General features: G+C 33.4%; 15 protein-coding genes, 1 tRNA gene and 1 pseudogene. 9 read left to right on the forward strand and 8 right to left on the reverse strand.

Features of this window, described 5'->3' with window-relative positions; translation table 11 throughout:
• The first annotated feature begins 225 nt into the window (after positions 1–225).
• Both AN161_RS04345 and AN161_RS04350 read left to right on the forward strand, forming a co-directional pair.
• Complete coding sequence (locus AN161_RS04345; RefSeq protein ID WP_053593159.1) at positions 226–1224, forward strand: hypothetical protein; 999 nt, start codon at positions 226–228, stop codon at positions 1222–1224.
• A 381-nt stretch (positions 1225–1605) separates the two neighbouring features.
• Entirely contained in the window at positions 1606–2022 is a 417-nt protein-coding gene (locus AN161_RS04350) for a hypothetical protein (RefSeq protein ID WP_053593160.1), read from the forward strand.
• Positions 2023–2140: 118 nt separating this feature from the next.
• Here the strand turns inward: AN161_RS04350 and AN161_RS28530 are convergent.
• A pseudogene (locus AN161_RS28530) lies at positions 2141–2305 on the reverse strand (DinB family protein); the annotation flags it as partial.
• A gap of 158 nt (positions 2306–2463) precedes the next feature.
• On the opposite strand from AN161_RS28530, the gene AN161_RS04355 reads away from it, so the two are divergent.
• Positions 2464–2961: a GNAT family N-acetyltransferase gene (locus AN161_RS04355; protein WP_053593161.1), complete on the forward strand. Its 498-nt coding sequence runs from the start codon at positions 2464–2466 to the stop codon at positions 2959–2961.
• Between the two features lie 90 nt (positions 2962–3051).
• Here the strand turns inward: AN161_RS04355 and AN161_RS04360 are convergent, their stop codons facing one another.
• The gene (locus tag AN161_RS04360) at positions 3052–3339 is read right to left on the reverse strand and encodes a hypothetical protein (RefSeq protein WP_241774500.1); all 288 of its coding nucleotides are present in this window, start codon (positions 3337–3339) and stop codon (positions 3052–3054) included.
• Positions 3340–3716: 377 nt separating this feature from the next.
• Between AN161_RS04360 and AN161_RS04365 the strand changes: the two genes are divergently transcribed.
• On the forward strand, positions 3717–3899 hold the full coding sequence (locus tag AN161_RS04365; protein WP_053593162.1) for a hypothetical protein: 183 nt from the start codon (positions 3717–3719) through the stop codon (positions 3897–3899).
• Between the two features lie 176 nt (positions 3900–4075).
• Here the strand turns inward: AN161_RS04365 and AN161_RS04370 are convergent, their stop codons facing one another.
• The 4 genes from AN161_RS04370 to AN161_RS04380 form a co-directional block, all read right to left on the reverse strand.
• Positions 4076–4297: a hypothetical protein gene (locus AN161_RS04370; protein ID WP_053593163.1), complete on the reverse strand. Its 222-nt coding sequence runs from the start codon at positions 4295–4297 to the stop codon at positions 4076–4078.
• 140 nt (positions 4298–4437) lie between these two features.
• Positions 4438–4626: a hypothetical protein gene (locus AN161_RS04375; protein WP_053593164.1), complete on the reverse strand. Its 189-nt coding sequence runs from the start codon at positions 4624–4626 to the stop codon at positions 4438–4440.
• Between the two features lie 5 nt (positions 4627–4631).
• A complete protein-coding gene (locus AN161_RS27330; RefSeq protein WP_075807171.1) occupies positions 4632–4805 on the reverse strand; it encodes a YvrJ family protein in 174 nt (57 codons plus the stop codon).
• A gap of 41 nt (positions 4806–4846) precedes the next feature.
• A tRNA-Cys gene (locus AN161_RS04380) sits at positions 4847–4917 on the reverse strand.
• A 208-nt stretch (positions 4918–5125) separates the two neighbouring features.
• Between AN161_RS04380 and AN161_RS30940 the strand changes: the two genes are divergently transcribed.
• From AN161_RS30940 to AN161_RS04390, 3 genes are all read left to right on the forward strand, one after another.
• On the forward strand, positions 5126–5248 hold the full coding sequence (locus AN161_RS30940; protein ID WP_277815922.1) for a hypothetical protein: 123 nt from the start codon (positions 5126–5128) through the stop codon (positions 5246–5248).
• 143 nt (positions 5249–5391) lie between these two features.
• Entirely contained in the window at positions 5392–5997 is a 606-nt protein-coding gene (locus tag AN161_RS04385; RefSeq protein WP_053593165.1) for a sigma-70 family RNA polymerase sigma factor, read from the forward strand.
• Positions 5984–6184, forward strand: coding sequence for a hypothetical protein (locus AN161_RS04390; RefSeq protein ID WP_053593166.1), 201 nt, complete (start codon positions 5984–5986; stop codon positions 6182–6184). Before AN161_RS04385 ends, AN161_RS04390 begins: the two co-directional genes overlap by 14 nt.
• 231 nt (positions 6185–6415) lie before the next feature.
• Here AN161_RS04390 and AN161_RS04395 read toward each other — a convergent pair whose 3' ends face one another.
• On the reverse strand, positions 6416–7315 hold the full coding sequence (locus tag AN161_RS04395) for a 3-hydroxyacyl-CoA dehydrogenase (protein ID WP_053593167.1): 900 nt from the start codon (positions 7313–7315) through the stop codon (positions 6416–6418).
• 555 nt (positions 7316–7870) lie between these two features.
• Between AN161_RS04395 and AN161_RS04400 the strand changes: the two genes are divergently transcribed.
• Positions 7871–8902: an S-layer homology domain-containing protein gene (locus tag AN161_RS04400; protein ID WP_053593168.1), complete on the forward strand. Its 1032-nt coding sequence runs from the start codon at positions 7871–7873 to the stop codon at positions 8900–8902.
• Positions 8903–8942: 40 nt separating this feature from the next.
• Here AN161_RS04400 and AN161_RS04405 read toward each other — a convergent pair whose 3' ends face one another.
• Entirely contained in the window at positions 8943–9629 is a 687-nt protein-coding gene (locus tag AN161_RS04405; RefSeq protein ID WP_241774508.1) for a zinc transporter family protein, read from the reverse strand.
• Between the two features lie 262 nt (positions 9630–9891).
• Here AN161_RS04405 and AN161_RS04410 point away from each other — a divergent pair, with 262 nt between their 5' ends.
• On the forward strand, positions 9892–11580 hold the full coding sequence (locus AN161_RS04410; protein WP_053593170.1) for an FAD-dependent oxidoreductase: 1689 nt from the start codon (positions 9892–9894) through the stop codon (positions 11578–11580).
• Positions 11581–11619 lie beyond the last annotated feature (39 nt).

Below are 11619 nucleotides of genomic sequence, written 5' to 3' on the forward strand. Positions count from 1 at the left end.
TTAGGTTTATCAAATGCCCAATTGAATAACATTAATCGACCTGGTGTTTATGGTAAGAATGAATTAAGCGAATTTGTAGAGAATAATTACAGGTTCGTTTTTATATTTATTGAAAATACTTACAATAGATGAAATAATGTATTCAACATCAATAAATATACTTCAAAGATTTTATTCTTACAAACTAAATAAGAGCTTTTAAACTCGTTAAAGGGAGTGATTCAAATGTTATATAAATTAAATAAGTCATCATTAGATTATGAAAAAGTTAAAAGGGTAAGCCTAGATTTTATTGGCTGGAAAGAGAAGGATTTGGAAAAGCTAGTATCTAAGCATTTACAAGATTTTATTTCTAGCAAAGATTTAATGACAATATTTAATGAACGTCCAAGACAAGAAGAACCAGATATTTTAGCAGTTGATAAAGATGGTGATTTGTACATATTTGAATTGAAAAGATGGGGTTCTAATCAAGAGAATTTGTTACAAGTTTTACGATATGGTCAATTATTCGGAAACAGTGGCTACGATGAATTAAATGAAAAATACTTAACTTATAGCCAAAGTAATATACCGTTAATTGAAGCGCATAAACAGTATTTTAATAAAGATACTAGTAATCAAATAACACAAGATATGTTTAATAATAAGCAACATTTCCTTGTTATGACGAATGGATTAGATCAGCAAACTGTTGAAGCGATTATATATTGGAAGAAGAACGGATTGAATATTGATGCAATTGTATACTGGATATTTGAGATTAATGGTGAACATTATATAGAATTTAATATGTATTCTCCTATTGAAAGTTATTTAGAATATGAGAGTAGCGCTTACGTTTTAAATACTAATCACAGCAATAATTCACTTACAACAAATGAAATGTTAGATGAAAAGAAAGCAGCAGCTTATCATAAGGGATGGCAAGAAAAAATAGAAAAGATACAAAAAGGAGATATTGTATTCCTTTATAAAAGTGGTACAGGGATTGTAGGATATGGTAAAGGAACAGGGGTATACAAGAAGAAAGACTATAATGGATATTCTAGTGCAGAGACATATACACCTTTAAATGAATTTTTCAGATTAAAACGCCCATTATCAGCTTCTGAAATGAAAGATATATGTGGACAGGGGTTTAACTTTAGGCAAACGATGTTCTCAATTAGTGAAGAGAATGCTAATAAATTGATTCAAACGATTCAAGAAAAATTTTTGTAACAGTTTATTTAAATTTGAAGAAACCTTTAGCTAATGTTGAAATAACTAACTACATTAGAATTCAGTATTTTTAACTTGAATTAGAAAAACGCCAAACGTTATGGATAACATTTGGCGTTTGAATATTTATTAAACAATAATTGAGTAGAATAATACCAAAACAAAGTTCAGATCCTTGATTAGATTTAGTATTTTAAATGACTAACAAAATAGCCGAGTGATTGTTCCTACTATGTAAATTGCCAAAGATAAAGGAAAAAAACTTTGACCCATTTAAAGGCTTTTATATGCACCTTCAATTGTTGTTGCTTATGCAATTAGCATTGCACTTGAAAAAGATATAAAAGAAGTTTTTTACATTGAGGAAGGGAGTGTTACTTAGTGGGTTTAGTAAGAGTTCCAAAATTCCTGAAACTTTTGTTTAGTTTATTGCTTGTATTCGTTTTTACTTTTGTGGCCTATAATTATGTTACCAATGGAGAAACTTTTAATGGGGTTATTTTTTCAATAGCGGTTCTAGTTGCTTTCTCTTTTTTAATTAAAGAAACCTTAACTACTGCTAAAAAGAAAAGTTTTTTAAAAAAAGAAGTGCTATTAGATAATTTTATTATTGAAAGATTAAAAACATCATTGAGCTTATCTTATCTTTACTTAATTATTCATTTAAGTATCGCTATTTTTGCGAATAATGATCTCGTTGCATTTAAAGATTCTGTAACCTTTGCATTATTTGTGAGCTTTAATATATTTATAGTTACTCAAATTTTTCAAGCATTATTTTATTATAGTAAAGAATAGATTTTCTACAAATGCCTTTACTCCCCTTTATTAGATGAGTTGGAAAATACTCTAATAAAGGGGGTTTTTTTATGGGTAATATTGTTAAATAATCTATATTAAAAATCCTTTGAGGGAATTATTGCTCCTCCATTATTCTAAAATGATGCTTTTCATGGATGGCAAGTAGCTGAATGGATTGAATAAGGTTAGGGTAGTGGGCGAGGGGGTCTGGAAAGACGATATGTCCAGCTATATCCTCCTCAATATCTTTCACCAACTTTTGCATTGCACTCGTTTCGTTTACTATGTATGAAAATGATTCGCCATACTGTTAGATTTCATATTTAAACATTCTCCTTTGTGCTGTTATTTCCATTTTAGGGAACTATCTTGTGAAAGTACATAAAACTCTATTGGTAATTGTCGATAAAAATGAAAAGTATTGTAGGAGGGAAACGAATGAATAGTAGACTTTTAACAGCTGCAGATGCTGAAGCATATCGGAATTTAAGATTAGAAGGATTACAAAATAATCCTGAGGCATTTGGTTCTAGCTTGGAGGAGGAAAAGGATTATCCGATTGAGATGTTTGCCAACAGATTTGAATCGCAGGGTTCTTACACGTTAGGTGTATTTGATCATGAAGAATTAGTGGGCGTTGCGACGTTAGTTCAGGAAAATAAGCTTAAGTTAAAGCATAAAGCGAGCATCTTTGCTGTTTACGTTTCTCCGAAAAAGCGAGGGTTTGGCATTGGTAAGCGTTTAATGGTCGAAGCAATTAATAAGGCGAGGGAGTTAAAGGGAGTGGAACAACTTACTTTAACGGTTGTATCAACGAATGCTTCAGCAAAAAGGCTTTATTCTTCTTTAGGGTTTGAAGTTTTTGGAGCGGAGAAGAGGGCATTGAAAATAGGTCAGGAATATTTTGATGAGGATTATATGGTTTTGTTTCTTTAATGAAAAAACTCCAATAGCTTTTTAGCCTTGAACTGCGCCCCCAATTGTTAGACACACCATCTAACAATTGGAGGTGCAGTTTTTTGTTTTTTATGACGAGCCCCAATGAAATAGTGAAAATAAAGCAATGATTAAAATCATCACAGCAATCATAAAAGTGACGTAGCTACTAACGCCACCCGTTTTATTTTTAAGTAGCTTCAAACTTATTACTATATTAATTATAGATAATGGGAATGCTAGCCAAAATCCTAAGTTGCCTAAGAGTTCAATCTGAATTGGTGAATGATTGTAAAAGTAATTATAGGTGATACCTAGAACAAGTAAAATTGCCAGCACAATATTGATCGATGCAATTTTTTTATTGTTGCTGATCATAATCGCCTCCAATCGATCCTTTTATTGATGTATAGTATGCTTGAAAAAATAATGTGATAAAGTATTTAAGCTTCATGGTTTTGATTACGTTTATAATACGATTTTCATATATTTTGGTCAATGAGGGACGGTCATCCCACAGTTCTCTTGCCCTAATATTATCTAAATTATCGGGAACTTTGGTAAGTTTTAGATGTCTGCTCTTTATGACACCCTGTCAGTTGTTTGACGCATAGATGTCCTATAACTTCAAAGAAAGATACTGGATGAATTTGGTTGAATAACGTTTTGTGGAATTGTAAAATGGTGTGATTATGTCAATTTTTTTAATTAAATGTAGTCTAAAAGTTAAAATAGGAAGGCGGGAGTGGAGACATTTGAAAAATTTTGTATTAATTTTATTTATAGTATTTTGTGTAACTGGTTTTGGGACGCTTTGGACAGGATTAAATTTTCCTATTGAAATTCAAAATGAAAAAATAGCAAGTATTTTTTGCTTAGTTATAGCAGCAGTATTTTTAATAATTTATTATATTTTAAAATCAAAGGAAATTAAATAAACTACGCATACTCTTCTAGCGTAATAGACTAGAAAACAGAAAGGGAAGACTAAGTGAGGAATGAAAAAAATACCTTGAAAATGTTAGTAAAGGTCTAACATTTTCAGGGCACTTCAGAATAGAATGTTTTCACGAATGTTCAGTTGCAATATTCGGTTAATTTAGCGGCTAGATTTTTAATTTTTAGGACCTATTCTTCCACCTTTTGTTAACCAACTCCAACATATCTCGAAAAACTTCACCTTTTTTTGTAATAAATAAGGAAGCCCAATAAACAACCAATATAAAAAAGCAAGAACCAACACGCCAGTCAATATACTGTTCATCTGTGTAGCAATAAAAATGCTAAGGAACATAATAAGAAAATATAGTACAGCAATTCTCTTGTAGGCTATCATAAATTTCCCCTCCCATTTTTAATATAATCATACATTAAATGAGAGAAAGAGATAAACTTTTTAGTAATAAATTACATCCGAGTCACAAGGAGATTTAATATAATAAAACCCCCTCAATTTGGAGGGGACTTCTAAATAGGTCATATTTCGTTAGCTTGAATCTGACAATATCCCCTCAATAAATTAGAAGAAAGACTGGCATTTTTAATAAGATTTATTAGTAAATAGCGTTCTTTTGGAGAAAGACTGTCATTCGTTAAACAATTTGTATAAAATGATTGAACTTCTCTCGCTTTACAGTAACAAGCCATCAATTTTTCAATTTCCAAGTGGATCATCCTCCTTTTTTGTAATTAAGAGACTTTATAACTTCAGATAATTCCATAATGACAGCTTCTAATTTATCTATTTTCCTTTCAAATCGAACGAACAGATAGACTGTTATGGCAATTGGGAACCCAAAATTTCCTATCAAGCTTATCCACATTGGAACATTTTCTGGCGTCATAATGTAAATAACCCTCCTTCTTACTCCAAATTAGTAGTGTAAGATGATACTCGGATTCGAACCGAGGATAAAGGTGTTGCAGACCTTTGCCTTACTGCTTGGCTATATCACCAAAATTTAAACTGTAATATGTAAAGAGAATCTTTCCTGTATAAAATCAACCTTAAAATATTATTTTGTGATGGCTTCATTTCTAATGTTTGAGTCCTCTTTATAGAAAAAAAAGAGGTCTTTAAGATGAAGTATGCTATAACGGTATATTCAAGCGATGGATGTCAATAATGTGTTAGGTTAAAGAGGATATTAATGATGAGCATGTATTGAAGGAATTTAAGCAATATGAAATTAGCGCTATCCCATTTACTGTATTAGTAACTGACAATAAAGAAGAGAGAATTATTGGTTATCAGCCAGAAAAAATAAAAGCTATTTTAGATATTTGAAATAGTTGGATTAAATCACCTTTTTCGTATAAAAGTTGATTTTTTTATCTTTTTAAGAACGTTTGTTCCTATTTCGGTTTATAATATAGATACTACATTCACTTTATTTAGAAAGAAGGCGGATATATAGGAGGGATTATTAAATGGGCAATGATAACCAAAAAATTGAGGAGTTCTTTTACAAAAATAATAAGCAGGTTAACAATCCAATTATTAAAAGCTTTTTGTCGGATTCCGAAAATCTTTATTTGGTACAAAAAGCTATCTTATATCCAACTGATATAAATAAGAAACTTGTTGATGAATCTTTTCAAACTCACTATATAAATGTTAGGAAAATAAAATACGTCAGTAATTTAATTTACTTCTTTAGCTTAGATTTTGATAAAAAAAGAAGAAGGGTGCAAAATCGCATTTTATTAATATTAGATAAGGGCTTATCAGAAGAAGGTGGCACGACCGCAAAAGAGCTAATAGAAGATGTAAGCAATGAAAATGAACTTAATAATATAGTTGGTGAAGGTTTATTGGACAATATTGAAGATGATCAGCTTTTGAAGTCCTTGCAAAAACTAACAGTTAAACAGCTCCAAATTTTAGAGATGATTTATGTAAAAGATCTTTCTATAAAAGAAATAGCTCAAACATTACAAACAACACCACAGAATATATCAAATCTTCACAGGAAAGCTTTAAATAAGCTCAATAATACACTCAGAAAGAAAGGGGATTTATATGGCGAATTTTGAAAAACAACACAACGAAGAGACTCTAACAATTATAGAGAATTTCATACCTAAAATTAAACAATGTTTACACATTACAGATTATCAAGAAAGGGAAGATTTGGAGCAAGAAATTAAACTGAAAATTATAGAAAAACTCACGACAGTAAAGTTTCAAGATGCACCTAGTTTTTGGGATTTTTTCTCGTGAACTGTATCCCTATGTGGCTCGAGTTGGAAACCTAATCAAGTTCTTGGCAAACCTGATTATATTTTGGGTAAACCCGAGCGTATCGAGTAGCCACCCGATCACCTTTTCAGCATACCCGAGCGGTTTGAGCTACAACCCGATCACTTCGAATTACAACCTATGTCGACATCTTGAAAAAATAAAAAACGATGCACATAGCATCTTTGCTATGTGCATCGTTTTATTGATTGATTAGCCTTTTAGGAAATCAGGCTTTGCGAAGTTTGGGTTTGGATATTTATAGAAGCCTTCGCCTGTTGCGCGACCTAGTTTGCCTTTATCGATATACTCTGTTTTTAAGAGGTTGGCTAATTTTTTAAAGTTTTCTTCACCAGTAGCAACGGCTTTCGCTTCTACAATGTTGAATGCAGTATTAATGCCGACAATGTCAAGAATGGCGAATGGACCTAGTGGTGCTCCTGTTCCGATCATCCATGTTTTATCGATTGTTTCTGGGTCTGCTACTTCTTTTACTAATAGTGATTCAGCAGCATCTAAAAATGGAACTAGTAATGAGTTCAAAATATAGCCTGGTTGTTCTTTATATAATGGTAGTGGAACCATGCCGATTGCACGTGCAAATTCTACGACTTCATCGAACACTTTCATATCAGTGCCTGGGTGTTTCATAATTTCAGCTGTGTTGTTTTTCCAAATCGTATTTGCAAAGTGAAGCGCTAAGAATTTCTCTGGACGACCAGTTGCTTCTGCAAATTGGCTTGGTAATAAAGTGGATGAGTTTGTAGCAAAGATTGTTTTAGCAGGGGCAGCTTTGCCAAGGTTTGTGTAAAATTCAGTTTTGATTTTTACGACTTCGGGAATCGCCTCGATCACAAGATCAGCATTTGTAACCGCTTCCGCTAAATCACTATTAAAAGATAGACGTGCATATGCAGCATCAACTTCTTCTTGAGTCGCACCTAAATCTTGTTGGTATAATGGTTTTAATTTTGAGATACGATCTTGTGCATTTTTTAATGCTTCATCATTAATATCGTATACCGTAACATTAAATCCTTTGAAAGCTGATTGATAAGCAATTTGACTACCTAAAACGCCGCTACCTGCAACCGTAATATTTTGATAATTCATCATGAATTCCTCCTTTGGAATTATTACATTAATATAATGGTTTGGGGATGTTATAAGTCCCTTATTACAACTCCATACTACTTCTTTCAGTATCGAAAAATCAAATGAAAGACTCAGTTATTATAATGATATAAAGAGTTGTACGCTGAATTAATTTTCCGAAAAGTATAACAATAAAATAAAAAACGCCACTCGATAGAGTGACATTTTATTTGTAGGCAGCATTATTTCGAATTGTGCTATCTGCTGTCCGACACGAAACTTTATACCTACTAAAGAAAGAATAGAGTTTGCTATTTTTCCTACATAAATAAAATGAATAAATAAACATATTGAGAAAGGATATTTACTCAAAGTGAGAGATAATGATACATTTCGTTAGATTTATTGTAAAATATACCTAATTTATTTTCTGGATTTACTTGAATTTTTAGTAATTTTTTATCGTATAAAAAATAGGGCTTTCTTATAATTTTGAATAATTTACATATTTTTATAGATTTACTAACACTTGTTTTAGTACACTGAATTTATGAATTGAAAGGGGCAAGAATAATGAAAAAAACAATTTTAGCTGGCGCACTTAGTGTTGCATGTTTTACAGGAGGTTTTGGGTTACAAGCAAATGCACAAGTAAATACACATGTAAATGCGCAAGAAGTAGAGGTTGCTAGCATTATCCATCCAAAACAGGCAGTTGCAGCGACTATACAGGTGCAATCAATGACCTACCAAGATCTCTATAAAAGACTACTAATCTCAGATTTAGCTATTGATGAACATGGTGTTGTAACAACAAAAAATAGTATCACGGCAAAGTTCTCCATAGATCCTAAATTGAGTGCACAGGAACAAAAAGAATTTAAAGAGTTGTACGGTAACGCTATGCAAATAAAATTTACTCCATCTGGAAATTCATTTAAAGGAGAAGTTTTAATTGGTGGAAAATGGAGACTACTAGATAATAAAGAATTAAATACTATAATTACAACAATGATCCCAGAAAAAAGTTTTGACTTAAAACCAGGTGGTTACTTCACAGATTCTATCGGACACTGGGCTGAGAGCTATATCCAAGTACTTTATCAATTTGACATTATAAATGGTACATCTGCTACAACATTTAATCCAAACGGACAAGTAACACGCGGACAATTAGCTTCTATGATTTTCCGTGCTTCTGGATTAGATGTGAATGAAGATTATGAAGGTCCTGCTACATATAAAGATTTGGCAAAATTCCCAGGTGCAAAAGAAGTAGCGATTTTAGAAGAGTATGGCTTAATCGATATTTTTGATGGTGTTAATTTTGAGCCAAATAAACCTGCTACACGTGAGGAAATGGCATTTGTAACAGCAAGATATCTAGAAGGAATGGATTATGATGTAAGTAAAGTTAGCAAAAATAACCCATTTACAGACAAAAATAAAATGCGTCAAGAAACTGTTGAAGATATCGGATTATTAAAGCAATTAGGTGTGATTGATGGAGTGAAAGGTCAATTTAATCCAAAAGGTAATCTTACACGTGCAGAGTTCTCTAAAATTTTAACACTAACATTAGTGTTACTTGATGACGAAGAGTAATAAAAAAGAAGCAATCCACCAGATAGTGTGGATTGCTTTTTTATTCGATTAGCATGTGAAACACATAACTTAATAAATAACCTAGTAAAATATAGGTTAAAAAGGATTTTCGTGTTACTGAACGAATATGATGCAAAATAAATTCTGAAATACTGGCGGTTGCGATTAACCCAATCGATATGCCCATTAGTACCCCTTGTGCCTTTTCTGTTAAATCCCAATATTGTCCAATTTGTATAAAAATACTAAAGAAAATTGAAAATGCTATGAAATAAAGAAACAGTCTCCAGAGCCTTTCGCCTTGTGATAGTAATGCTGTTGACAGTGCAAAGCCTTCTGGTAGATGATGTAGAATAATTGATGCTGTAATTGTAATACTTAATGCAGCGTTCCCTAACAAATTTCCGACTGTGAGACTAATTGGAATGGTGTGGATAATTATAGCAATTGCGAGCAGTGATACAGAGGGGTTTTGTGAATGGGAAGTGTGAAATAAACTATTGAGTATTTGAAAAATTAAGTAGCCAATAAGAATTCCAAGTATAAGACCAAATGATTTGTATAGTTGAAAAGAAGAAGGAATAATGTCCAGTACAAGTAAGCCAACTAAAAATCCACCACATAATAATGATAATCCTTGGGTTGTATGCTGAAATAGCTTAGAGAATATCCAAGCAATAGCTCCTCCGATGCTAACACTGAAAAAAAGAAATCCACCAAGTATCATTGCACTCAACTGCAAAATTCCTCCACCCTCTATATACTTTAAGCCGTTTTAAAAAATATATGCTAAGTAGAAATGAATATGATACCCGTAGTTTTAGAAGAAATCAGACACCCTACTGGAATAGCGCCCAAGTCGGAACGGAAATCAACTACAAGTTATAATAGGATAAAATTGACTGAATATTAGTTTAATTCTATACTTTTCAGTAGTAATACCAGATTCATTGATTTAGTAACTACTAATGAAGGTGAGGAATGTAAGTATGAAATGGGATGCGAGTTATGATGTGGTAGTAGTAGGTTCGGGGGCAGCGGGATTAACAGCAGGTCTGACAGCAAAGCTACAGGGCATGAAATCATTAGTCATTGAAAAGACAGATCGTTATGGTGGGGCATCTGCCTTGTCTGGTGGTGCACTATGGATCCCAAATAATCATGTGATTAAGGGTGAAGGTGTTCCAGATACACATAAACTAGCGCGTTTATACTTAGATTCAACCATTGGTGATCGCGTGCCAGAGGCTTTAAAGGAAGCTTATATTACACGAGGACCAGAAATGTTAAGGTTTTTAAATAATCATACTAGGCATATGCGTTTCCAATATGCTAAAGGTTATTCAGATTATTATCCTGAAAAACCAGGTGGCTTATCACAAGGACGATCGATTGAGCCGATTATTTTTGATTTGAAGAAAATGGGGTCATTAGCAACCACGATGCGTCGTTCGACAGTGTCTACTAAAGGCTTTACGATGAATAGCTATGAATTTCATAAGGTAAATATGGTTAGACGTACGACAAAAGGAAAAACGACTGCGCTAAAATTAGGTATGCGAATGGTGAAGTCGAAAATCACAGGAAGTCTACCTGTTGCATTAGGGGAAGCATTAATTGCTCGTTTACGAATGTCACTTGTTGAAGTAAATGGGGAGCTGTGGATCTCGACTGCATTTAAAGATTTTATCGTTGAAAATAATCGGGTGACTGGTATCGTAGTTGAGCGAGATGGGCAAGAGATGCGTATTGAGGCGAAGCGTGGGGTAGTCCTTTCTTCAGGTGGTTTTTCTCATAATCAAGCATATCGTGAAAAATATTTGCCAGCACCAACAAACGCAAAATGGACTTCTACACCAGAAGGACAAACGGGTGACATTATCGATCCGGGTGTAAAAATAGGGGCGGCACTAGATTTAATGGATAAAGTATGGGGAGCACCTTCAATCATTGATCCACAAGGACAACCTTTCTTCCTTGTTGCAGACCGAGGAGTTCCTAATATGATGGTTGTGGATAGTGCAGGAAAACGTTATTTAAACGAAGCGGCACCATATCATGAATTTGTAGACAATATGCATATGCACCATCAAGAAACAAATCATGCTATACCTTCTTGGATATTAATTGATGCGACGGCAAAGAGTCGCTATATTTTCACAGGATTATTCCCAGGACAAGCTTTCCAAAAAAGTTGGTTTGACAATGGTATAGTGAAAAGTGCACAAACAATTGAAGAGCTTGCATGGCAAATGAATGTTCCGCCAGAAAATTTAGTGGAAACTGTAGAGCGGTTCAATGCTTTTGCTCGTAATGGTCGTGATGAAGATTTCCTTCGAGGGGATAGTGCCTATGATAATTATTATGGAGATCCTACATTGAAGAATCCGAACCTTGCTGAGCTGAAGAATGCTCCATTTTATGCACTACGTTTATATCCGGGAGATATCGGGACTAAGGGTGGCTTAGTGGTGGATGAGCATGCTCGTGTTGTAAGGGCAGATGGTACGGCAATTGAAGGATTGTATGCATCGGGGAATTGCTCAGCTTCTATTATGGGCGAAACATATCCTGGACCAGGCGCAACATTAGGACCTGGTATGACATTAAGCTATATTGCCACAACGCATATGGCAAATGCAGCTAATAAGGAAGCATCGACCTTGCTAGAGGTATAAAAATAAGACCTAAGTTCAGTATTTTACTGGATTTAGGTT

This window comes from Lysinibacillus sp. FJAT-14222 (assembly GCF_001278875.1).
Classification (GTDB): Bacteria; Bacillota; Bacilli; order Bacillales_A; family Planococcaceae; genus Lysinibacillus; species Lysinibacillus agricola.

Excerpts from the sequence above, each read along its gene's own strand:
- AN161_RS04345 (WP_053593159.1), top strand. The coding sequence starts at position 226 with ATGTTATATAAATTAAATAAGTCATCATTAGATTATGAAAAAGTTAAA.
- AN161_RS04355 (WP_053593161.1), top strand. The coding sequence starts at position 2,464 with ATGAATAGTAGACTTTTAACAGCTGCAGATGCTGAAGCATATCGGAAT.
- AN161_RS04360 (WP_241774500.1), bottom strand. The coding sequence starts at position 3,339 with ATGATCAGCAACAATAAAAAAATTGCATCGATCAATATTGTGCTGGCA.
- AN161_RS04370 (WP_053593163.1), bottom strand. The coding sequence starts at position 4,297 with ATGATAGCCTACAAGAGAATTGCTGTACTATATTTTCTTATTATGTTC.
- AN161_RS27330 (WP_075807171.1), bottom strand. The coding sequence starts at position 4,805 with ATGACGCCAGAAAATGTTCCAATGTGGATAAGCTTGATAGGAAATTTT.
- AN161_RS04385 (WP_053593165.1), top strand. The coding sequence starts at position 5,392 with ATGGGCAATGATAACCAAAAAATTGAGGAGTTCTTTTACAAAAATAAT.
- AN161_RS04390 (WP_053593166.1), top strand. The coding sequence starts at position 5,984 with ATGGCGAATTTTGAAAAACAACACAACGAAGAGACTCTAACAATTATA.
- AN161_RS04395 (WP_053593167.1), bottom strand. The coding sequence starts at position 7,315 with ATGAATTATCAAAATATTACGGTTGCAGGTAGCGGCGTTTTAGGTAGT.
- AN161_RS04400 (WP_053593168.1), top strand. The coding sequence starts at position 7,871 with ATGAAAAAAACAATTTTAGCTGGCGCACTTAGTGTTGCATGTTTTACA.
- AN161_RS04405 (WP_241774508.1), bottom strand. The coding sequence starts at position 9,629 with ATGATACTTGGTGGATTTCTTTTTTTCAGTGTTAGCATCGGAGGAGCT.
- AN161_RS04410 (WP_053593170.1), top strand. The coding sequence starts at position 9,892 with ATGAAATGGGATGCGAGTTATGATGTGGTAGTAGTAGGTTCGGGGGCA.